At 59.4% G+C, this 22746-nt stretch carries 22 protein-coding genes; 10 read left to right on the forward strand and 12 right to left on the reverse strand.

The features are described 5' to 3' along the window. Positions 1-40: 40 nt before the first annotated feature. Positions 41-370 (reverse strand): DUF1820 family protein, encoded by a 330-nt coding sequence (locus ACYZTR_RS24735; protein WP_007894425.1) that lies wholly within the window; start codon positions 368-370, stop codon positions 41-43. 134 nt (positions 371-504) lie between these two features. Here ACYZTR_RS24735 and miaB point away from each other — a divergent pair, with 134 nt between their 5' ends. The 5 genes from miaB to lnt all read left to right on the forward strand — a co-directional run bounded on the left by miaB (position 505) and on the right by lnt (position 6171). Further along, positions 505-1833 carry a tRNA (N6-isopentenyl adenosine(37)-C2)-methylthiotransferase MiaB gene (gene miaB / locus ACYZTR_RS24740; RefSeq protein WP_461974630.1) on the forward strand — a complete coding sequence of 443 codons (1329 nt, stop codon included), beginning with the start codon at positions 505-507 and terminating at the stop codon, positions 1831-1833. 206 nt (positions 1834-2039) lie between these two features. Then, on the forward strand, positions 2040-3044 hold the full coding sequence (locus tag ACYZTR_RS24745) for a PhoH family protein (protein ID WP_461974632.1): 1005 nt from the start codon (positions 2040-2042) through the stop codon (positions 3042-3044). Next, the gene (gene ybeY, locus ACYZTR_RS24750) at positions 3037-3531 is read left to right on the forward strand and encodes an rRNA maturation RNase YbeY (RefSeq protein ID WP_461974634.1); all 495 of its coding nucleotides are present in this window, start codon (positions 3037-3039) and stop codon (positions 3529-3531) included. The genes ACYZTR_RS24745 and ybeY overlap by 8 nt, the downstream gene beginning before the upstream one ends. A gap of 5 nt (positions 3532-3536) precedes the next feature. Beyond that, positions 3537-4376, forward strand: a complete 840-nt coding sequence (locus ACYZTR_RS24755) for an HlyC/CorC family transporter (RefSeq protein WP_064675727.1) — start codon at positions 3537-3539, stop codon at positions 4374-4376. Between the two features lie 259 nt (positions 4377-4635). Then, positions 4636-6171, forward strand: a complete 1536-nt coding sequence (gene lnt, locus ACYZTR_RS24760; RefSeq protein ID WP_461974636.1) for an apolipoprotein N-acyltransferase — start codon at positions 4636-4638, stop codon at positions 6169-6171. A 121-nt stretch (positions 6172-6292) separates the two neighbouring features. On the opposite strand, the gene ACYZTR_RS24765 is transcribed toward lnt, so the two are convergent. Together ACYZTR_RS24765 and ACYZTR_RS24770 are read right to left on the reverse strand one after the other, a co-directional pair. Then, positions 6293-7051, reverse strand: a complete 759-nt coding sequence (locus ACYZTR_RS24765; RefSeq protein ID WP_461974638.1) for a YdcF family protein — start codon at positions 7049-7051, stop codon at positions 6293-6295. A 107-nt stretch (positions 7052-7158) separates the two neighbouring features. Further along, positions 7159-7479 (reverse strand): hypothetical protein, encoded by a 321-nt coding sequence (locus ACYZTR_RS24770; RefSeq protein WP_461974640.1) that lies wholly within the window; start codon positions 7477-7479, stop codon positions 7159-7161. Between the two features lie 279 nt (positions 7480-7758). Between ACYZTR_RS24770 and leuS the strand changes: the two genes are divergently transcribed. From leuS to arfA, 4 genes are all read left to right on the forward strand, one after another. Next, positions 7759-10365 carry a leucine--tRNA ligase gene (leuS, locus tag ACYZTR_RS24775; RefSeq protein WP_461974642.1) on the forward strand — a complete coding sequence of 869 codons (2607 nt, stop codon included), beginning with the start codon at positions 7759-7761 and terminating at the stop codon, positions 10363-10365. A gap of 87 nt (positions 10366-10452) precedes the next feature. Beyond that, a complete protein-coding gene (locus ACYZTR_RS24780) occupies positions 10453-11058 on the forward strand; it encodes an LPS-assembly lipoprotein LptE (protein WP_461974644.1) in 606 nt (201 codons plus the stop codon). 39 nt (positions 11059-11097) lie between these two features. Continuing rightward, positions 11098-12135, forward strand: coding sequence for a DNA polymerase III subunit delta (holA, locus tag ACYZTR_RS24785; RefSeq protein WP_461979881.1), 1038 nt, complete (start codon positions 11098-11100; stop codon positions 12133-12135). Between the two features lie 186 nt (positions 12136-12321). Continuing rightward, positions 12322-12486 carry an alternative ribosome rescue factor ArfA gene (gene arfA / locus ACYZTR_RS24790; RefSeq protein WP_461974646.1) on the forward strand — a complete coding sequence of 55 codons (165 nt, stop codon included), beginning with the start codon at positions 12322-12324 and terminating at the stop codon, positions 12484-12486. A 62-nt stretch (positions 12487-12548) separates the two neighbouring features. Here the strand turns inward: arfA and ACYZTR_RS24795 are convergent, their stop codons facing one another. After that, complete coding sequence (locus ACYZTR_RS24795) at positions 12549-13490, reverse strand: halovibrin HvnA (RefSeq protein WP_461974648.1); 942 nt, start codon at positions 13488-13490, stop codon at positions 12549-12551. A gap of 243 nt (positions 13491-13733) precedes the next feature. Between ACYZTR_RS24795 and ACYZTR_RS24800 the strand changes: the two genes are divergently transcribed. Then, on the forward strand, positions 13734-15056 hold the full coding sequence (locus tag ACYZTR_RS24800) for a lytic murein transglycosylase (RefSeq protein WP_461974650.1): 1323 nt from the start codon (positions 13734-13736) through the stop codon (positions 15054-15056). 54 nt (positions 15057-15110) lie between these two features. Here the strand turns inward: ACYZTR_RS24800 and ACYZTR_RS24805 are convergent, their stop codons facing one another. The 8 genes from ACYZTR_RS24805 to rodA all read right to left on the reverse strand — a co-directional run bounded on the left by ACYZTR_RS24805 (position 15111) and on the right by rodA (position 22736). Beyond that, positions 15111-16058, reverse strand: a complete 948-nt coding sequence (locus ACYZTR_RS24805) for a S66 peptidase family protein (RefSeq protein ID WP_461974652.1) — start codon at positions 16056-16058, stop codon at positions 15111-15113. Positions 16059-16220: 162 nt separating this feature from the next. Next, positions 16221-17246, reverse strand: a complete 1026-nt coding sequence (lipA, locus tag ACYZTR_RS24810; protein ID WP_461974654.1) for a lipoyl synthase — start codon at positions 17244-17246, stop codon at positions 16221-16223. A 1-nt stretch (position 17247) separates the two neighbouring features. Further along, complete coding sequence (lipB, locus tag ACYZTR_RS24815) at positions 17248-17895, reverse strand: lipoyl(octanoyl) transferase LipB (RefSeq protein WP_461974656.1); 648 nt, start codon at positions 17893-17895, stop codon at positions 17248-17250. Continuing rightward, positions 17895-18170, reverse strand: coding sequence for a DUF493 domain-containing protein (locus ACYZTR_RS24820; RefSeq protein ID WP_133100063.1), 276 nt, complete (start codon positions 18168-18170; stop codon positions 17895-17897). Before ACYZTR_RS24820 ends, lipB begins: the two co-directional genes overlap by 1 nt. An 80-nt stretch (positions 18171-18250) precedes the next feature. Then, entirely contained in the window at positions 18251-19408 is a 1158-nt protein-coding gene (locus tag ACYZTR_RS24825; RefSeq protein ID WP_283181799.1) for a D-alanyl-D-alanine carboxypeptidase family protein, read from the reverse strand. 183 nt (positions 19409-19591) lie between these two features. Further along, complete coding sequence (locus ACYZTR_RS24830; protein WP_461974659.1) at positions 19592-20605, reverse strand: septal ring lytic transglycosylase RlpA family protein; 1014 nt, start codon at positions 20603-20605, stop codon at positions 19592-19594. Further along, positions 20605-21615 carry a lytic murein transglycosylase B gene (mltB, locus tag ACYZTR_RS24835; protein ID WP_461974661.1) on the reverse strand — a complete coding sequence of 337 codons (1011 nt, stop codon included), beginning with the start codon at positions 21613-21615 and terminating at the stop codon, positions 20605-20607. The genes ACYZTR_RS24830 and mltB overlap by 1 nt, the downstream gene beginning before the upstream one ends. A gap of 17 nt (positions 21616-21632) precedes the next feature. After that, the gene (rodA, locus tag ACYZTR_RS24840; RefSeq protein WP_282379335.1) at positions 21633-22736 is read right to left on the reverse strand and encodes a rod shape-determining protein RodA; all 1104 of its coding nucleotides are present in this window, start codon (positions 22734-22736) and stop codon (positions 21633-21635) included. Between the last annotated feature and the right edge of the window lie 10 nt (positions 22737-22746).

The following is a 22746-nucleotide window of genomic DNA, read 5'->3' on the forward strand; positions in this document are numbered from 1 at the left end:
CTCGCCACAGAAGAGAGCCCGTCAGCCTCAAGACTGTTATTTACTTCTCAGGCATCGGCATCGGAAACGGCATGACATTGCCGACCGCACCGCGGGCTTCGCTGATTTTCGGCGTGCCGAGGCGCTCGACTTCGTCGATCCGCACGATCGAATGCATCGGTACAAAACTGCGCACAACGCCTTCGAACTGAGCCTTGAGCTTCTCTTCGCTCGGATCGACGACCACTTGCGTGCGCTCGCCAAAGACGAACTCTTCCACTTCCAGGAAGCCCCACAGATCACTTTGATAGATCTGCTTGGCATACATTTCGTACACCTGGCCCTGATTGAGGAAAATCACCTTGTAGATTGGAGCTTCACGTTTGGTCATGGCAGGCGAGCAACACATCGGGGATAAAAATGAGGGCGCGAACTATAGCATAGCCACCGGACGCACAGCGGTAGGAACCTTGGGACATGTTCCCTATAATGCGCGGTTCTTTGAATCACGTGACGACTCTTTCCATGGCCAAGAAGCTCTACATCGAAACCCACGGTTGCCAGATGAACGAGTACGACAGCTCGCGCATGGTCGATCTGCTGGGTGAACATCAGGCCCTGGAAGTCACCGCTCGCGCTGAAGATGCCGACGTAATCCTGCTCAATACCTGTTCGATCCGCGAACGCGCCCAAGACCGTGTGTACTCCCAACTCGGCCGCTGGCGCGAACTGAAACTGGCAAACCCGGACATGGTCATCGCCGTTGGCGGTTGCGTGGCCAGCCAGGAAGGCGCTGCGATTCGCGACCGCGCCCCTTACGTGGACGTAGTCTTCGGCCCGCAGACCTTGCACCGTCTGCCGGAAATGATCGACGCCGCGCGCGCGACCAAACTGCCGCAAGTCGACGTCTCGTTCCCGGAAATCGAAAAATTCGACCACTTGCCAGAGCCGCGCATCGATGGCCCAAGCGCCTACGTGTCGGTCATGGAAGGCTGCAGCAAGTACTGTACTTTCTGCGTGGTGCCTTACACCCGAGGTGAAGAAGTCAGCCGACCGTTCGATGACGTGATCGCCGAGGTCATCCACCTGGCCGAAAACGGCGTGCGCGAAGTGACCCTGCTGGGCCAGAACGTCAACGGTTATCGCGGGACCACTCACGATGGCCGCCTGGCGGATCTCGCCGAACTGATTCGCGTGGTGGCCGCCGTCGATGGCATTGACCGCATCCGCTACACCACCTCACACCCGCTGGAATTCTCGGACAGCCTGATCCAGGCCCACGCCGACGTGCCGGAACTGGTCAAGCATCTGCACTTGCCGGTGCAGTCGGGCTCGGACCGAATCCTGGCGGCGATGAAGCGCAACCACACCGCGCTGGAATACAAATCCAAACTGCGCAAATTGCGTGCCGCCGTGCCGGGGATCTGCATCAGTTCGGACTTCATCGTCGGCTTCCCGGGCGAGACCGAAAAAGACTTCGAACAGACCATGAAGCTGATCGAAGACGTCGGTTTCGACTTCTCCTACTCGTTCGTCTATAGCCAGCGCCCGGGCACTCCGGCTGCCGATCTGGCCGACGAAACGCCGGAAGCGTTGAAGAAAGAACGCCTGAATGCGCTGCAACATCGCCTGAACCAGCAAGGTTTCGAGATCAGCCGACAAATGGTCGGTTCGATCCAGCGGATCCTGGTGACCGATTATTCGAAAAAAGACCCCGGCGAGCTGCAAGGCCGGACCGAGAATAACCGTATCGTCAACTTCCGCTGCGACACTCCTACGCTGATTGGCCAGTTTGCCGACGTGCACATCGACGCCGCCCAGCCGCACTCGCTGCGGGGCTCGCTGATTAAATAACCACCACAAAACCCGTAGGAGCGAGGCTTGCCCGCGAAGGCTGACTGACATTCAACCTATGAGTCGTCTGTAATGCCGCCTTCGCGAGCAAGCTTCGCTCCTACAGGACTGTGATCGACATTGGGTTATTTAAGAGCTTTCGCACCCAGGCCACTGGCGTTATCCTTGATTTCATCTTAATTGCCCCAGGGCGGCTAAATACGACCTTGAACGCACCCATAGAACCACATCGTTTTATCCTCGAGCCCTTTGAGGCTCGCCGCTTCGCCAATCTGTGCGGGCAATTCGACGAGCATTTGCGCTTGATCGAACAGCGCCTGACCATCGAGATCCGCAACCGCGGAAACCAGTTCGAACTGATCGGCGAACCCAAGCACACCACCTCCGCGGAAAACCTCCTGCGCCGCCTGTACCGGGAAACCAAGGGTACCGAGCTGTCGCCGGACATCGTTCACCTGTTCCTGCAGGAATCGGCCGTCGAAGAGTTGGACAACGCTTCCCCCGGCGAACCCTCCGTGGCCCTGCGCACCAAAAAAGGCATGATTCGCCCTCGCGGCTTGAATCAGTTGCGCTACGTGAAGGAAATCCTCGGCAACGACATCAATTTCGGCATCGGCCCAGCCGGTACCGGCAAGACCTATCTGGCCGTTGCCTGCGCGGTAGACGCGCTGGAACGCGAGCAGATTCGCCGCATCCTGCTGGTGCGTCCGGCGGTTGAAGCGGGCGAAAAGCTCGGCTTCCTGCCCGGCGACCTGTCACAGAAGATCGACCCCTACCTGCGCCCGCTCTACGACGCTCTCTACGAAATGCTCGGCTTCGAACACGTCGCCAAGTTGATCGAGCGTCAAGTGATCGAAGTTGCGCCGCTGGCCTACATGCGCGGTCGCACCTTGAACAACAGTTTCATCATCCTCGACGAAAGCCAGAACACCACCGTCGAGCAAATGAAGATGTTCCTGACCCGGATCGGCTTCGGCTCCACGGCGGTCATCACCGGTGACATCACCCAGGTCGACCTGCCAAAAGGCACCAAGTCCGGGCTGCACCATGTGATCGAGGTACTTAAAGACGTGCCGGGCATCAGCTTCACCCATTTCAATTCCAAGGACGTTGTGCGCCATCCACTGGTGCAACGCATCGTCGAAGCCTATGAGCGCTTCGAAAACCGCGTAGCCGATGAAGCCCCGAAGGATAGCCGCCGCGATGCTTGAGCTTGATCTGCAACTGGCTACCGAAGCGTCTGCCCCAAGCGAAGCCGAGTTCCGCCAATGGTGTGAGTTGGCCCTGCGCCAGCGCACAGCCGACTCCGAAATGACCATTCGCCTGGTCGATGAAGAGGAAGGTCGCGAGCTGAACCACACTTGGCGGCAAAAGGATTACGCCACTAACGTTCTTTCGTTCCCCGCCGATGTCCCCGATGAATTTCTGGATATCCCGCTGCTGGGCGATCTGGTGATCTGCGTGGCGGTGGTCGACCGCGAAGCTGCCGAACAAGGCAAGGAACTAAAGGCCCATTGGGCGCATCTGGTCATTCACGGCTGCTTGCATCTGCTGGGTTACGACCATATAGATGACGACGAAGCCGAAGAAATGGAAGCACTGGAACGCACGTTGCTTGCAGAGTTGGGCTATCCCGACCCTTATGCAGACGACGAAACAGACGCATCCCCTATCGTTACAACAAAGGATTCAGAGTAATCGCTATGAGCGAAGATCGATCGAGCAACGGGCAAAAGTCTTGGCTGGGTAAGCTCACCCAGGCTTTTGCCCACGAGCCGAAGAACCGCCAGGAGCTGCTGGAGCTGCTGCGCGATGCACACCAAAACAAGTTGCTGGACAGCGAAGCGCTGGCCATCGTCGAAGGCGCCATCCAGGTGGCTGACCTGCAAGTACGGGACATCATGGTCCCGCGCTCGCAGATGATCAGCATCAAGGCGACCCAGACACCCCGCGAGTTCCTGCCTGCCGTGGTCGACTCGGCCCACTCCCGCTACCCGGTGATCGGCGAAAGCCACGATGACGTAATGGGCGTGTTGTTGGCCAAAGACCTGTTGCCGTTGATCCTCAAGGAGAACGGCGACAACTTCAACATCAAGGACCTGTTGCGCCCGGCCACGTTCGTGCCCGAATCCAAGCGTCTGAATGTGCTGCTGCGCGAGTTCCGGGCCAACCACAACCACATGGCCATCGTCATTGACGAATACGGCGGTGTGGCGGGCCTGGTGACCATCGAAGACGTGCTGGAACAAATCGTCGGCGACATCGAAGACGAGCATGACGTCGAAGAAGACAGCTACATCAAGCCGCTGCCCAGCGGTGACTTCCTGATCAAGGCCCTGACGCCGATCGAGAACTTCAACGAGTTCTTCGACAGCCAATTCTCCGATGACGAATTCGACACCGTCGGCGGTCTGGTGATGAGTGCGTTCGGGCACCTGCCAAAACGCAACGAAATCACTGAAATCGGCCCTTATCGCTTCCGTATCCTCAATGCGGATAGCCGTCGAATCCATTTGCTGCGCCTGACTCCAATTGCCCGTTAAGGATTAGGGGTGTGTCATCCGCTATTTCCTGCATCGCGTTGCGCCTGAAAGCGGGCCAGGCAAGGCGCAGTCCGCAGGGAATGGCATTCCCTTTCCAAGGACTGCAACGCAGCATGGCCCGCTTTCAGGCGCAACCCGAAGGGCCGGGTCTGCTGTTACGCAGGGCTGCGTTACTCGTCGCTCATTTGAAAAATCAAACCACACTCCTCGCGCCTTGCCCTGCGTAACAGCAGGCCCGGCGCGATACAGGAAATAGCTGATGACACACCCCTTGCTCCGCGTAACCCGCCCCGGCTGGCCCGGTAATCTGCTGGCCGTGGTGGCCGGTGCAATCACCACCCTGGCCCTGGCGCCGTTCGATATCTGGCCATTGGCGTTGTTGGCGGTCGGCTTCTTCTATGCCGGCTTGCGTGAACTGAACCCCCGCCAGGCTCTGGGACGTGGCTGGTGCTTCGGTTTCGGTCTGTTTGGCGCCGGCACCAGCTGGATCTACTACAGCATCCACCACTTCGGCGGCGCTTCAGTGCTTCTGGCCGGTTTCCTGATGCTGATCTTCACGGCGGCGATTGCCTGGTTCTTCGCCCTGCCCGCCTGGATCTGGGCGCGCTGGCTGCGCCGTAACGAAGCGCCGTTGGCCGACGCCTTGGCGTTCGCGGCGTTATGGGTCGGCCAGGAAGCCTTTCGCGGCTGGTTCCTGACCGGTTTCCCTTGGCTCTATTCCGGTTACAGCCAGCTCGATGGCCCGCTGGCCGGGCTCGCGCCAGTCGGCGGGATGTGGCTGATTTCCTTCACCCTGGCCTTGACGGCCGCGCTGATCTATAACGCTTTGCGTCTGCTCAAAACGAAACGCAAAGGTTTCATCGCCGCAGGTGTGTTGCTGCTGGTCGGTCCTTGGGTGGCCGGCGTGGCGCTCAAGGAGCATGCCTGGACCAGCCCGGCGGGCGCACCGCTGAGTGTCGCGGCGATTCAGGGCAACATCGAACAGAGCATGAAGTGGGACCCGGCGCAGCTCAACGCGCAACTGGCGTTGTACCGCGACATGAGCTTCAGCTCGAAACCGGTCGACTTGCTGATCTGGCCGGAAACGGCCATCCCGGTGCTCAAGGAGTCCGCCGAGGGCTACCTGAACATGATGGGAAACTTCGCTGCAGAGCGTAAATCCGCACTGATTACCGGCGTACCGATCCGCCAGGAAGTCCATCACGAGAAGCGCTTCTTCAACGGTATTACCGTGGCGGGTGAAGGCGATGGCACTTACCTCAAGCAGAAACTGGTGCCGTTTGGCGAATACGTTCCGTTGCAGGAAGTGTTACGGGGGCTGATCGCTTTCTTCGACCTGCCGATGTCGGACTTTGCCCGTGGCCCTGCCGATCAGCCGATGCTGCAAGCCAAGGGCTATCAGATTGCGCCGTTCATCTGCTACGAAGTGGTTTACCCGGAATTCGCCGCCAGCCTCGCGGCGCGTAGCGATTTGCTGCTGACCATCAGCAATGACACCTGGTTCGGCACTTCCATCGGCCCGCTGCAACACTTGCAGATGGCGCAGATGCGCGCGCTTGAGGCCGGTCGCTGGATGATCCGCGCCACCAACAACGGCGTGACCGGTTTGATCAACCCGTTCGGCCAGATCACCGTGCAGATCCCGCAGTTCGAACGCGGCATTCTGTACGGTGAAGTGGTGCCCATGCACAACCTGACGCCTTATCTGCAATGGCGTTCGTGGCCGCTGATCATTGTTTGCGTGCTGTTGTTTGGCTGGGCGCTGATCGCGAGCCGGATGGCCAAGACTGTTTAAGTCAGCTTTTGTGGCGAGGGAATTTATCCCCGTTGGACTGCGCAGCAGGCCCATTTTCAAGGCTGCTCCGCAGCCCAACGGGGCGGTGCGACGTTTCGATAAATCCCCTCGCCACAGGTCATCAGTAAAACATCGAGTAACCGATCTGCCCCACCGCCTCATTCATCAACTGCCCGCTCTGCCAGATCGCCTTGAATTCCGGCATCCAGCCGCCCAGTGGCCGAGCGTTGTCCACGCCTAAAAACCCCATCGGCGCAGGCACCACTTCAAATCCTGCCTTTTTGAAACTCCAGACCGCTCTCGGCATGTGCCAGGCCTGAGTCACGACGACCACGCGCTTGATTCCTTGCGGCAACAACACCTCGGCGCTGAACTGCGCGTTCTCCCAAGTGGTGCGGCTGCGCCCTTCCTGCCAACGCACGGTCACGCCGAAATCATCTTGCAACGAGTCGGCCATCAACCTGGCTTCAGTCGGCGGCGTGCCGTAATGCAGGCCGCCACTGGTCAAGACCGGCAAGCCCGATGCCTTGGCCAGCCGCGCCGTATAGCGCTCGCGCTGCAGCGCCACACCCGTCGGTTGGTCGCTGCCCCAAGCCAGGTCGCCACGTTCACGCCCCGCCCCCAGCACCACAATCGCGTCGGCGTGCTGAGCCAATGTTGCCCATTCGTCGCGCGCCAACGGCGCTTCACGTTCCAGCGCCTTGGCGCCCCACTGCACCACCACCGGCAGGCTCATCAGCCAGAAACCGCCCACGCCCAACGCAAAGCACAATCCGGCAAGGCGCGGCCTTGAGCGGCGTAACCACCAGGCAAGCACCAATAACAGCAAAAGAATGCCGGGGGGCAGCAGAAGTTGTTTAACGAAATATCGAAAAGGCATCGAGCATCTCCAAAAGATGCCCGAAGCCTAAGTGGGTTGACGCAATGCGACAACAAATGCGGAAGGACTATGCTTCAAAAAACTATACGTCATGGCTTCAAGTGCCCTTACTTGAATTGCAGAGACCGGACCTTTACCGCGTCCCTGCCGGGTGTTTTGTCCTTGAGCCAGATGATCGTGGCCGAACGTGGTGCGTCGAGTTGCTTCACTGCTTCAGACAAGCATCCGTGTGTCTCACGTTCACTGCGATCGAGATACGCCTTGACCAGTGCAAACTCTGCGGGGCTCAAGCCTCGCAATTCCAGCTCCAGCGGACGCTCATCGCGTAACCGGTCAGCGGTTTTTGCCGCGTCCAGGGCCATTCCCAGACGATCGATCAATCTTTCGTACAGCTCCGGTTTTGTAACTTTTTGCCGTGACTCAACCATCCCTCACCTCATTGAAGATAAGACTCACTCCCCATTTAGAGCTTAGCTTCCATGAACAAACCGGCTGAGCGCTGCGACCAACGGCCCTCGCAGCGGGTTCTGGGCGACCCGCAGCAGTAATCAGGGTTTCCCTCGGTAGAGCGCGGTCATGTATGCTACGGCGCTTCCTGTAACTCCACTTCCAGCTCGCCTGGACACCGAAACGCCGATTTGGCGTGATCACCGTCCGGCGTTGCATTGAAGAGGATTAGGCCACCCCTATTCAGTTCAAAAGTAGCCATGCACGAACAATATCAGCCCCGTGAAATCGAAGCCGCCGCCCAGTCGTTCTGGGACGAGCAAAAGTCCTTTGAAGTCAGTGAACAGCCAGGCAAGGAGACTTTCTACTGCCTGTCGATGTTCCCTTACCCCAGCGGCAAGCTACACATGGGGCACGTGCGCAACTACACCATCGGCGACGTGATCTCACGCTACCAGCGCATGCAAGGCAAAAACGTCCTGCAACCCATGGGTTGGGACGCCTTCGGCATGCCGGCGGAAAACGCCGCGATGAAGAACAACGTAGCGCCCGCCAAGTGGACCTACGAAAACATCGCCTACATGAAAACCCAGTTGCGCAGCCTGGGCCTGGCGGTGGACTGGTCCCGCGAAGTCACCACCTGCAAGCCTGATTACTACCGCTGGGAACAATGGCTGTTCACTCGCCTGTTCGAAAAAGGTGTGATCTACCGTAAGAACGGCACCGTGAACTGGGACCCGGTCGATCAGACCGTTCTGGCCAACGAACAGGTGATCGACGGTCGCGGCTGGCGTTCCGGCGCGCTGATCGAAAAACGCGAAATTCCGATGTACTACTTCAAGATCACCGCTTACGCGGATGAGCTGCTGGAAAGCCTCGACGAGCTGACTGGCTGGCCTGAACAGGTCAAGACCATGCAGCGCAACTGGATCGGCAAGTCCCGTGGCATGGAAGTGCAGTTCCCGTACAACGTCGATTCCATCGGCGAAGCCGGCGTACTGAAAGTCTTCACGACCCGCCCGGACACCCTGATGGGCGCGACCTACGTCGCGGTAGCCGCCGAACACCCTCTGGCGACCCTGGCCGCGCAGAACAACCCTGAGCTGCAAGCGTTCATCGCTGAATGCAAGGGCGGCAGCGTCGCCGAAGCCGACGTCGCCACTCAAGAGAAAAAAGGCCTGCCGACCTCGCTGTTCGTCGAGCACCCGCTGACCGGTGAGAAACTCCCGGTGTGGGTCGCCAACTATGTGCTGATGCACTACGGCGATGGCGCGGTAATGGCCGTCCCGGCGCACGACGAACGTGATTTCGAGTTCGCCACCCAGTACAACCTGCCGATCAAATCGGTAGTGCGTACCAGCTCCGGCGGCACTAACCCGTCGCCATGGCAGGACGCCTACGGCGAGCACGGCACGCTGATCAATTCCGGCAAGTTCGACGGCCTCGACTTCGAAGGTGCCTTCGACGCCATCGAAGTCGCGCTGATCAAGAAGAACCTTGGCGCCTCGCGCACTCAGTTCCGCCTGCGCGACTGGGGCATCAGCCGCCAGCGCTACTGGGGCTGCCCGATCCCGATCATCCACTGCGACACCTGCGGTGATGTGCCGGTCCCGGAAGATCAACTGCCCGTCGTACTGCCCGAAGATGTTGTACCGGACGGCGCCGGTTCGCCGCTGGCACGCATGCCTGAGTTCTACGAGTGCACCTGCCCGAAATGCGGTCAGCCTGCCAAGCGTGAAACCGACACCATGGACACCTTCGTCGAGTCCTCGTGGTACTACGCCCGTTACGCCTCGCCGCACTATGAAGGCGGCCTGGTGGAAAAAGCCGCGGCCGACCACTGGCTGCCGGTGGATCAGTACATCGGCGGTATCGAACACGCCATTCTTCACCTGCTGTACGCGCGCTTCTTCCACAAGCTGATGCGCGACGAAGGCCTGGTGAGCTCCAACGAGCCGTTCAAGAACCTGCTGACCCAAGGCATGGTGATCGCCGAGACCTACTACCGTCGCGAAGCCAACGGCAGTTACACCTGGTTCAACCCGGCGGACGTCGAACTCGAGCGCGACAGCAAGGCCAAGATCATTGGCGCCAAACTGATTTCCGACGGCCTGCCGGTGGAAATCGGTGGCACCGAGAAAATGGCCAAGTCCAAGAACAACGGCGTTGACCCGCAGTCTATGATCGATCAGTACGGTGCAGACACCTGCCGCCTGTTCATGATGTTCGCCTCGCCGCCTGACATGAGCCTGGAATGGTCCGACTCCGGCGTCGAAGGGTCGCACCGCTTCCTCAAGCGCGTCTGGCGTCTGGCGCAAGCCCACGTCGGCCAGGGCTTGTCGGGCAAACTGGACATCGCCTCGCTGAACGACGAACAGAAAGCCACTCGTCGCTCGATCCACCTGGCCATCAGACAAGCCAGCCAGGACGTCGGCCAGCATCACAAATTCAACACCGCCATCGCCCAGGTGATGACGCTGATGAACGTGCTGGAAAAAGCCCCACAAGGCACCGAGCAGGATCGCGCATTGATTCACGAAGGTCTGGAAACCGTAACCCTGCTGCTGGCACCGATCACTCCGCACATCAGCCATGAACTGTGGCATCAGCTGGGTCACGCCGAACCAGTGATCGATGCAGGTTGGCCGGTACTGGACGAGAGCGCTCTGGTGCAGGACAGTCTGCAGCTTGTCATTCAAGTGAATGGCAAACTGCGCGGCCATATTGAAATGCCCGCCAGTGCCAGTCGCGAAGAAGTCGAAGCCGCTGCACGGGCCAACGAGAACGTACTGCGCTTTGTCGACGGTCTGACTATTCGTAAAGTGATCGTAGTGCCCGGGAAACTGGTCAATATCGTCGCCAGCTAATTGGATCAGGCGCCAGGTGAGCCTGGCGCCGCGTAAAACCTTTCGGGCCGCATGATCGGCCCACCTGGTTTCAAGGGGAGCAACAAGATGATCAAACGCAATTTGCTGGTGATGGGCCTTGCGGTCCTGTTGAGCGCCTGCGGTTTCCAGCTGCGCGGCACCGGCACCACTGAACTGGCGTTCAAGGAACTCGACCTGAGTGCCCGCAATGCCTACGGCGAAGTCGTGACGCAACTGCGTCAGGTGCTGCAAAGCAGCGGCGTCAAGGTCTACAGCGGCGCACCTTACAAGCTGGTGCTGACCGATGAGCAGGAAAGCCAGCGCATCTTGAGCTATGCCGGTGCCGGTCGTACTGGCGAGTATCAGGTGAGCACAGTGCTGAGCTACGACATCCGTGGTGAGAGCAACCTGACGCTGCTGAGCGACAAACTCGAAGTGCAAAAAATCTTTATCCACGACGGCAGCAACCTGGTGGGTTCCGACCAGGAATCCAACGACGCCCGTAAGGAAACCCGTCGTGAACTGGTTCAACGCATGATGCTGCGCCTGCAACAGCTCACTCCGGTTCAGTTGGATCAGCTGCAACAGACCGCTAACGCCAAAGCCAAGGCTGAAGCCGATGCACTGGAAGCGGCGCAGAAGGCTGAAGCGGCAACCCCGCGCCAGTCGCCTATCGAACTGCCGCAGCAGTAAGACTTACGGGGCGCTCAGGCGCCCCGTTTGCCCTCGCCTATGAAACTCGCCCCCGCCCAACTCGCCAAACACCTGCAAGGTGCCCTCGCGCCGGTCTACATCATCAGTGGCGATGACCCACTGCTGTGTCAGGAAGCCGCCGACGCCATTCGTGCCGCCGCCCGCCAACAGGGATTCGACGAGCGCCAGGTCTTCGCCGCCGACGCCAGTTTCGACTGGGGTACGCTGCTGCAGGCCGGCGCGAGCATGTCGCTGTTCGCCGAAAAGCGTCTGCTGGAACTGCGTCTGCCGTCCGGCAAACCGGGTGACAAAGGTGCCGCCGCGTTCATCGAGTACTGCTCGCGACCGGCCGAAGACACGGTGTTGCTGATCAGCCTGCCCAAGCTTGATGGCAGTGCGCAGAAAACCAAGTGGGGCAAGGCGCTGATCGAAGGTCAGCAGACTCAGTTCGTGCAAATCTGGCCGGTAGAGGCCAACCAGTTGCCGAGTTGGATCCGTCAACGGCTGTCCCAGGCCGGGCTTTCCGCCAGCCAGGACGCCGTCGAATTGATCGCCGCACGGGTCGAGGGCAATTTGCTGGCTGCCGCCCAGGAAATCGAAAAGCTCAAACTGATGGCCGAAGGTGGTCAGATCACAGTTGAAACCGTGCAAGCGGCAGTGGCCGACAGTGCACGCTTCGATGTCTTCGGCCTGACCGACGCGATCCTCAACGGTGAAGCGGCCCATGCCCTGCGCATGCTCGAAGGGCTGCGTGGTGAAGGTGTCGAACCACCTGTGATTCTCTGGGCGCTGGCTCGGGAGCTGCGTCTGTTGGCCAACCTTTCGCTGCAATACAGCCAGGGTGTGCCGCTGGACAAAGCCTTCAGCTCTGCCCGACCGCCGGTCTGGGACAAACGCAAACCGCTGATGAGCAAAGCCCTGCAACGCTACTCGGCGCAACGCTGGGCGCAGTTATTGCTGGAAGCGCAGCGCATCGACGCACAGATCAAAGGCCAGGCCGCCGGCTCACCGTGGATGAGTTTGAGTCGGTTGTCGTTGTTGATGGCCGGCCAACGGCTGACGTTGCCTTCCGAATAAGGCTTTCGATCGCATAACGGCCATTCGCGGGCAAGCCTCGCTCCTACAGTTCCGTGCAAAACCTGTAGGAGCGAGGCTTGCCCGCGAAGGCGTCCGAAAGGTCCTACACAATGTGGGGTCTAGACAGAACCCCAACTTCGGCCGATGATTTGCACCGCAAAACCCACTCACTTGCGAGAAATCATCATGAGCAAAAAGCCATCCAGGCATGGCCCCAACAAGGCCAAATCCATCATCGCCCAGCCACTGTTCCGCAGCCGTCAGGAACCCGCCGGCAAGGGCAAAGGCAGCTACCGCCGCGAAGCCTTCCAGTCTAATAGCTGGGAGGCTTCTTACTTTCTGGCGGCCTGAACCTGCACACCCGTCGCCCTCCCCCCTCGAAACGCCCCCCTTTTTTTGCCAATAATCCCCTGTTACTGAGTTTGATCAGCCGCACGAAAAGCAAACGTGGCTGATTGTTCCAGCGTCTGAGGCAGCGGAATATAAATGATCGGTATCGTTACGCCCGTTAAAGCCCGGAAACGTCGCTGGTAAAGTTGTGCCCCCGCAAGACCTTTAGACTTTGTGTAGAAAAACGCTTCGATTGGCAACTGGCCAGGTATGTTCTGCGCCCACGTTTTAAGCTTCGTGTCATTGGGGGTATTAAAAGCGTCAGGGGAAATGAGGCGTCCGGCGCGCATGCCTTCCAGAAATCGCGGAGTTGCAGCATTGTTTTCAGCGTCCCGGACATTGAATGAACACATGGATTCGTATTTATTACCCGTAGAAGCATCCTTCCGATATTTCGCTTCCCATTTACCCGCAGTGTCGATAATCAGGCTCTGCTGCTCGCAACTCTTGCTGACCGTCGGATAGCTCGGATGCGCCCCACATCCGCCGTTTGGCCGGGCGTTGGAAGAGCCATCCACCGGAAAAAAACAAAGTATTTCTATATTCAGTTTTCCCGGCGGGGTGCTCAGGATTGGATAAAAAATAAAGCCGCTGTCATAGGTATAAGCAAGTCGCTTCACCTTGTAGTCAGAGCGAAGGTAGGTAAAGGAAACACCGCCATTGGCTACCGAAGTCGGGCTCGGGTTCCAGGCATCGTATTGGGTCGAAGGCTCCGTCCCGCGCAGGATCAAACCAGTGCAAAGAAACGCAGCTTTAGAGGCCGACCCACAGTTGTCGCGGGTATCTCGATATCGCTTTTCCAGCTCTGCGGCAACCTGCGCTCCTGTCATGGTCGCGGAAAAAGGCGCTACAGACTCCGTCGCAGAAGGGCTGCTTGTCATCGCCCCTTCTTGGGTGTTCGACGGACTGTTTGTTGAACAACCGCCCAGCGAAAAAGCCATTAGCAAGGGTAGTAATCTTTTCATTTCGGTACCTGTTTTCAAGGAGTATCAGACGCAGGAGTAGCCTGGTTTACGCCTGCACACCGCTATTCAACACGCGGAACTATGGGTCGAATAGCTGTTACAGCTGACAGTTGAAGTGAGGGTGAAATGGGATTAGGTTGGTCAGCCGGCTGACAAGTCTCAGCCCAAATGTTTGCCGGATAACCGATTCATTCCGCAGGCATGTTAAGGTCTGCACCTGATTCGTACTCTCTGGACCCGTGCATGCCCCTTTGTATTTCCCGTCGTTGGCCCCTGCGCCAACTGATAGCTGCCTCCAGCCTCATTTTGCTTGTTGCCTGCGCGGAAAAACCCACCGCAGCCGACGCCAAGCCGCTTCAGACCCCTCCCGTCGCGACAGCCCCTGCGGTCATTCCGCCCGTGGTTCCGACCGGTGAAAACCTCGACATCCAGCCAACCCAGACCTTCGCCGAATGGCAGGCGGGTTTCCGCAAGGATGCGCTGGCCGCCGGCATCCGCGCCGACCTGTTCGATCGCGCCTTCGCCAATGTCAGCCTGGACACCAGCGTGATCCGTGCCGACCGCAGCCAGCCGGAATTCTCCCGCCCGGTCTGGGAATACCTCGACGGTGCCCTTTCGCCGCTGCGGGTACGCAATGGTCAGGCGCTGGTCGGCCAGTACGCCGACATCCTGCAAAGCATCGAACAGCGCTACGGCGTCGACCGTCAGGCACTGGTCTCGGTGTGGGGCATGGAAAGTAACTTCGGACAGTTCCAGGGCAACAAGTCGGTGATCAACTCCCTGGCGACCCTGGCCTATGAAGGCCGGCGTCCCGGATTTGCCCACGCACAACTGATCGCCGCCCTGCAGATCCTGCAACAAGGCGATATCGATCCTGAGAAAATGCTCGGTTCCTGGGCTGGCGCCATGGGCCAGACCCAATTCATCCCGACCACCTACAACACCCACGCCGTGGACTTCGATGGCGATGGTCGCCGCGACATCTGGGGCAGCCCGGCCGACGCGTTGGCCTCGACTGCACACTACCTGCAAAGCTCCGGCTGGCAGAAAGGCCAGCCGTGGGGCTTCGAAGTGCAACTGGCGAGTGGCTTCAACTACGTCCTGGCCGATGGCACGACTCGCAAGAGCGTCGCTGAATGGCTGCAACTGGGCGTCACCCTGCCCAATGGCGGTCAGGCTCCGGCAGGCTCCGAGCACCTGTCAGCCGCCCTGCTGCTGCCGGCCGGTTACCGTGGCCCGGCGTTCCTGGTCCTCGACAACTTCCGCGCGATCCTCAAGTACAACAACTCGTCGTCCTACGCATTGGCCGTGAGTCTGTTGTCCGAGCGTTTCAACGGTGCGGGTCTGATCAACGGCACCTGGCCGAAAGATGATTTGCCGTTGAGCCGTACCGAGCGGATCGAATTGCAAAGCCTGCTGAGCGCCCAGAACTACGACGCGGGCAACGCCGATGGCATCATCGGCGCCAACACGCGCAAAGCGATCCGCAGCGCCCAGCAGTCGTTTGGCTGGCCGGCGGATGGGTATCCGACGCACCAGTTGCTCGAAGGCCTGCGTAACCGCTAAAAAGCAAAAGATCGTCCGAACCACGTTCGGACGATCTTTTTTTGCAACGCGTGATTACCTGACGACCACATCCTGCTCCAACACCAATTCCTTGTTCCCCGCATCCAGTCTCACCAGCGCGCCCATCGGCAACGTCAGGTTCGGATCGCAATGCCCGCTGCGCCACCCGGCCAGCACCGGGATGCGCAACGGCTCAAAGGTCTGCTTGAGCAAACGCTCCAGCGCAACCCCATCTACCCCCGCCACATCCCCCACCAGAACCCCGCGCAGTTTGTTCAACGTGCCTGCCAGGCGCAGATGGGTCAGCAGCCGGTCGATTCGATACAACGGCTCGTTGATGTCCTCGATGAACAGAATGACGCCCTCGGCATCCATTTCGTAAGGCGTGCCCATGGTCGCAGCGATCATCGACAAATTACCCCCAAGCAAACGCCCGTGAGCGATGCCAGGCTCAATCGTGGTCAACGGGTAGGCCACCGGATGCGTCAGCACGCTGCCGGCCTTCACCTGTCCTCTCAGTATGTTGAAGAACGAAGACTCGGTAGGTTTTTGCTTGTCGCCGAGCAGGTCGGCGTTGAGCAACGGGCCATGAAAGGTCACGAAACCCGCATAACGGCTGATCGCCAAGTGCAGCGCGGTGACGTCACTGTAGCCGATGAACGGTTTGGCATTGTTGCGCAGCAATTCGAAATCAATACGATCAAGCAATCGCGGCGTACCGTAACCCCCGCGCAGACAGATGATTGCGTCGACCTCACTGTCAGCGAACGCCCCGTGCAGATCATTGAGCCGTACATCATCACTACCGGCCAGATAGCCATCTTTCTCGTACACGCCGGGGAAAACCCGCAGCGAATATCCGCGAGCGCGCATCCAGTCGATGGCTTTATCGGTGTCCAGCGGTGCGGGACCGGCGGGCGCGATGACGCCAATCAGCCCTTGGGACGGCAAGGCCGGAACGGGTGTGTGAGGACAAAGCGTGTGGGTCGGTCGAACGGTCATCCATGAATCTCCCTGCGTGAAAGCATCAAGCACACAGTAGTCAGGAACGGGGATAAACAGAAGAGGGTCAGTCGCCCCGCAGGTTGCAGGAAAAGACTGAAGTGGCCGTAGGCACGGCCAACAAAAACGCCCGCAAGGCTGAAAAGCCTTGCGGGCGCTTTGTTACAAGGACGACATCAATTCAGCTTTAACCAGCTTCGCCTGCTCGTCGGCGTGGTACGAGGAACGTACCAACGGGCCGGAAGCCACGTTCTTGAAGCCCATCTTGTAACCTTCCTCGGCGAACCAGGCGAAAACGTCCGGGTGCACAAAACGCTGCACCGGCAAGTGGCTGCGGGACGGCTGCAGGTACTGGCCCAGGGTCAGCATGTCGATGTCGTGTTCGCGCATGCGCTTCATGACTTCGATCACTTCTTCGTCGGTCTCGCCCAGACCCAGCATCAGGCCGGACTTGGTCGGAATGTGCGGCATCATTTGCTTGAAGCGATGCAGCAGGGTCAGCGACCACTGGTAATCGGAGCCCGGACGCGCAGCCTTGTACAGGCGCGGCACGGTTTCCAGGTTGTGGTTGAACACATCCGGCGGCTCGGCAGCGGTGATTTCCAGCGCTACGTCCATACGGCCGCGGTAGTCCGGGACCAGGGTTTCGAGCTGTACGTTCGGCGACAGTTTGCGGATTTCGCGAATGCAGTCGGCAAAGTGCTGAGCACCGCCGTCACGCAGGTCGTCGCGGTCTACCGAGGTGATCACCACGTACTTGAGTTTCAGGTCGGCAATGGCAATGGCCAGGCTTTCCGGCTCGTTGACGTCCAGTGGCTTTGGACGACCGTGACCCACGTCGCAGAACGGGCAGCGACGGGTGCAGATGTCACCCATGATCATGAAGGTCGCGGTGCCACCGGAGAAGCATTCGCCCAGGTTCGGGCAGGACGCCTCTTCGCACACACTGTGCAGCTTGTGTTTGCGCAGCAGGGCCTTGATGCGGTCGACTTCCGGGGAAACCGGGATGCGCACGCGGATCCAGTCAGGTTTCTTCGGTAGTTCGGTGGTCGGAATGATCTTCACCGGGATACGTGCAACCTTCTCGGCGCCGCGCAGCTTGACGCCGGCTTCAACCTTGGCACGCGGGGCCGGACGCTCGGTGACATCGAGCGTCGGGATCATGGTTTGCACTGCATCAGTAGTCATATCAGTCGATTCCGCCCGTTAGGGTCGTCTGCTCAGCATAGTCGAGGTGTTTGACGAGCTGCGCGCGCAGCCGGGCACTTACCTCGGCAAATTCAATCGATCCTGCGTGATCGCGCAACTGGGTCATCGCCAGCCCGGCGTAGCCGCAGGGATTAATCCGTCGAAACGGTTCCAGGTTCATGTCCACGTTCAGGGCCAGGCCATGAAAAGAGCAACCATGGCGGATCCGCAGACCGAGAGAAGCGATTTTCGCCCCATTGACGTAGACACCCGGAGCATCCGGCTTGGCCACGGCGGTGACGCCGTAGCTGGCCAGCAACTCAATCAGGCAGTGTTCCATGCGGCTGACCAGGTCACGCACGCCGAAACCCAGCTTGCGTACGTCGAGCAGCAGGTAGGCCACCAATTGACCGGGACCGTGATAAGTCACCTGACCACCGCGATCCACCTTCACTACCGGAATATCCCCCGGCAGCAACACGTGCTCGGCCTTGCCGGCCTGCCCCTGGGTGAACACCGGCGGGTGCTCGACCAGCCAGATCTCGTCGGCGGCATCGCTGCCGCGTTCGTTGGTGAAGCGTTGCATGGCATGCCAGACCGGCTCGTAAGCCATCTGGCCGAGCTCGCGAAAGCCCAGCGTGCCAGACATCACAGCACCATGTGCACGAAACCGGTAGCCCGCAAATCGCTGTTGATGTCGTACAGCTGGTCTTGACCGGTGGCGATGATGTGCAGCTGGATGGTCGTGTACTTGCCGTTGGTGCTCTGGCGCTCGGCCAGGGTCTTGTGGTCAACGGTCGCGTGTTTCTCAAGGATCTCGATGATCTTGTCCTTGAAACCCACGCCAGTGTCGCCGATCACCTTAATGGGGTAATCCGCGCAGGGGAATTCGATCTTTGGCGCCTTTACTTCGGTGTCTGTCATGGCGTAACGGCCTCGTAAGCCGTGGCAACGGACATGACCCCGTTCCGGATTGGAACAGGGCCATGCAAGTCCACACTAATTCAGTTGAACAAGCCGTAGAAGAATAGACGGATGCTATCCCACATGCGACGGAAGATACCACCCTCGTCAACCGCGTCCAGAGCGATCAGATCAGCGCTGTGCACGACCTTGTCGTCCAGTTTCACTTCGACTTTACCGATCACGTCGCCCTTGGCGATTGGCGCAATCAGTTGCGGGTTCATGGTCATGCTGGCGGCGAGCTTTTTCAGCTGGCCTTTCGGCAGGGTCATGGTCAGGTCTTGAGCCAGGCCGGCCTTGACTTGATTGGTGGTGCCTTTCCAGACAGGAGCCTGAGCCAGCTCGGCGCCTTTCTGATAGAAGGTCTGGGTTTCGAAGAAACGGAAACCGTAAGTCAGCAGCTTCTGGGTTTCAGAGGCGCGAGCCACTTCGCTGTTGGTGCCAAACACCACGGCGATCAGGCGCATGCCATCACGTACAGCCGAAGACACCATGCAGTAGCCGGCTTCGTCGGTGTGGCCGGTTTTCAGACCGTCGACGGTCTTGTCGCGCCACAGCAGCAGGTTACGGTTAGGTTGCTTGATGCCGTTCCAGAAGAACTCTTTCTGCGAGTAGATCGCGTAGTGAGCCGGGTCTTCGTGGATGATCGCGCGAGCCAGCACGGCCATGTCGTGAGCCGACGAGTAGTGTTCAGGGTTCGGCAGACCGGTCGGGTTCATGAAGTGGCTATTGGTCATGCCCAGGTCGGCCACGGTTTTGTTCATCATGTCAGCGAAGGCGTCTTCGCTGCCGGCGATGTGCTCGGAGAGCGCGACACTGGCGTCGTTACCCGACTGAATGATGATGCCGTGCAGCAGGTCGCTGACAGTCACCTGCGAGCCGACTTTAATGAACATCCGCGAACCGCCGGTACGCCAGGCGTTCTCGCTGACGGTCACCGGATCGTTTTCACCGATCTGGCCACGACGGATTTCCAGGGTCGCGATATACGCGGTCATCAGCTTGGTCAGGCTGGCCGGAGGCAGGCGCTGGTCACCGTTGTTCTCTACCAGCACGTTGCCGCTGCTGGCATCCATGAGTACGTAGGCTTTGGCGGCCAGTTGCGGTGGCGACGGCATCATCTCGACCGCGAAAGCGGCAGGCGAGAGGAGCAGCGGGACTAGCAGGCACAGGCGTTTTGCAAAGGTGGTGATGTTCATCCGTCTCTCGAAATCGCTAATGGAAACTGCCTAAAGGCAAAACTAATCAGATGACCTTCTAACGAGTCATCGCGTGTTCAGTTGCTCACTCTTTAACCCTTGCCGGGCTTTTGTTCTTCAACGAGCCAACAACCCGGTTCGCCCCCCAAAACCGCAAGCGAACCGTCAATCAAGTACTACGTATTACTCGGCAGTGACCAGGCTCGGCGAACCGAGATTGGCCAGGCGCACACTGTTCTGCACTTGCTGGATTTCACCCGGCGAGCCGATGGGCCCCAGGCGCACCCGATGCAGCGTCTGTTGATTACGCACGATCGAACTGATGAACACCGGAGCGCTCACCATCCCGCTGAGCTTCGATCTCAGGAGTTCTGCAGCGTCCGGGTTGGCGAACGCGCCCACCTGCAGATACTGGCCAGAGGCTGGTACAGAAGCGTTTTTTTTTGCATCGATCGGCACGGGCACAACGGCCGCGGCGTGCTGCTGCGGCGGTGGAGTCCATTGTTCGACGGTGCCGGCCGAAGCCGTAATCGTCGGGGCGCTATTTTGCGAGATTTTCGGCTCGTTAAGCATCAAAGGCGCTGGACGGCCTTTGGCGGCCCACCATTGCTGCGGGTCAATGCCTTCGACCTTGACTCGCGCGGTACCGGTTTCGGCATAGCCGAGCTTCTTGGCGGCCGCGTAGGACAAGTCGATGATTCGGTCCGAGTAGAACGGCCCGCGGTCGTTGACTCGCAGGACTACACTCTTGTTGTTGTCCAGGTTGGTCACCCGAACGTAACTTGGCAGCGGCAAGGTCTTGTGAGCAGCACTCATGCCGTACAGGTCGTAAACCTCGCCATTGGCGGTGTTCTGACCGTGGAACTTGGTGCCATACCAGGAAGCCGTGCCGGAGGCGACGTATGACTTGGATTCCTGCTGCGGGAAGTAAGTCTTGCCCAGCACGGTGTACGGATTGGCTTTATAAGGACCGCTGTGCAGGGTCGGCGTGGCATCCGGGATGCGCGAAACGTCGACGTCCCACCATGGCGCGCCATCCTTGTGGGCGCGGTTGATGTCCAGGCCTGGCGTTGCGCGCACGGCGGTGGGAGAAGACTTTTGCGCCGGCGCGCGGCTGGTCGAACAACTGGCGACCAGCACCGCCAACGCGACGAATGCCATCAGCTTCAGGGGTTTATTCATAGGCAATGCCCGCATTACTTGACGCCCCGTGCTTGTACCAGCTGTTCAGACAGTTGATGTACGGCCATGGCGTACATCACGCTGCGGTTATAACGCGTGATTGCGTAAAAATTGGTCAGGCCCATCCAGTGTTCAGGACCGTTGTCACCTTCCAGGCGGAAAGCCGTGACCGGCATATCATCGCGCAGCGCATCATGACTTGACCACCCTAGCGCCCGCAACTCCCCGACGGTTTTAGTCGGCTCGATGCCGGTGGTCAAACCTTCGTCCACCTGATCGCCTCGAACATCGGCGCGGCTGACCACCGGTTCGCCGGCGACCCAGCCATGACGCTTGAAATAACTGGCGACACTGCCAATGGCATCAATCGGATTGGTCCAGATATTGATGTGGCCATCACCGTCGAAGTCCACCGCATAGGCGCGAAAACTGCTCGGCATGAACTGCGGCAAGCCCATTGCGCCGGCGTAAGAGCCTTTGAGGGTCAGCGGATCGACTTGCTCTTCCCGGGCCAGCAACAGGAACTCACGCAATTCCTTGCGGAAGAATTCGGCACGGGGAGGATAGTCGAAACCCAGGGTCGACAAGGCATCGACCACACGGAAATTACCGGTATTTCGGCCGAAAAAGGTCTCAACACCAATGATCGAAACAATAACCTGCGCCGGCACGCCGTATTCCTGCTCGGCACGAGCCAATACCGCCTGGTGCTGACGCCAGAAGTCGACACCACGGGCGATGCGCGCGTCGGTGATGAACATCGGGCGATATTCGTTCCACTGCTTGACCCGCTCGGCAGGTTTCGAGATAGCGTCCAGAATCGACTGCTTGCGCTCTGCTTCGCGGAACACGCCCATCAGTTGTTCACCGGCAAAACCGTAGTCGCGGGTCATTTCACCGACGAATTCGGCCACCTGGGGAGAGCCTTCGTAATCGCCGGCCAACGCATCCTGCGCTGTGCCAAGGATGCTTACCAGGCCGACCCATGGCGCATATCGAGTCGCCCAGCCACGCATTACTTGCATTGAAATCTTCACCTTATTCAAACCTGAGCGATCCACTTACGATGGGTATGGATCGACATCAAAACCCCAAACGCTGACAGCAGCGTCACCAGCGAAGTTCCTCCGTAGCTAATGAACGGCAACGGCACCCCCACAACCGGCAACAGGCCACTGACCATACCGATGTTGACGAAAACGTAAACAAAAAACGTCATGGTCAGGCTGCCCGCGAGCAATTTGCCGAACAATGTCTGGGCTTGGGCAGTAATCACCAGTCCGCGACCGATCAACAGCAGGTAAATCAGCAGAAGCGCGCAGATGCCCACCAGGCCGAACTCTTCCCCCATGACCGCAATAATGAAGTCGGTGTGGCTTTCCGGCAGGAAGTCCAGGTGCGACTGAGTACCGAGCAGCCAGCCCTTGCCGAACACTCCACCGGAACCGATGGCGGCTTTCGACTGAATAATGTTCCAGCCGGTGCCCAGCGGATCGCTCTCCGGGTCGAGGAACGTCAGGACTCGCTGCTTCTGGTAATCGTGCATGACGAAGTACCACATGGCGACTGCCACCGGCACAGCCGCGGCGAGCACGCTGAGGATCCAGCGCCAGCGCAGGCCGCCCATGAACAACACGAAAGCGCCACCGGCGAGGATCAGCAACGAAGTGCCGAGGTCGGGCTGGCGCACGATCAGGATGAAGGGCAGCCCGATCAGAAACAGACTGACGCCCACATGCTTGAGCTGCGGCGGCAAGGTGCGCTTGGACAAGTACCAGGCGATGGTCGCGGGCATCAGGATCTTCATGAATTCCGAGGGTTGGAAGCGGATCACCCCGGGAATGTTGATCCAGCGTGTGGCGCCCATGGCGTTGTGGCCCATGACGTCCACCACCACCAGCAACAGCACGCCGAGCACATAACCGACCGGCACCCAACGGGCCATGAAGCGTGGTTCGAACTGAGCAATGACGATCATCGACACCAGGCCGATGCCGAACGAAGTGGCTTGCTTGGCCAGCAGATCCCAGCTCTTGCCGCTGGCCGAATACAGCACGAACAGGCTGCCGGCAGCGAGGGTCAGCAGCAGGATCAGCAAGGGGCCGTCGATGTGCATGCGTTGCAACAGCGTCGCGCGGCGACGCATCACATCCTCG

This window comes from Pseudomonas sp. Hz4 (assembly GCF_054898165.1).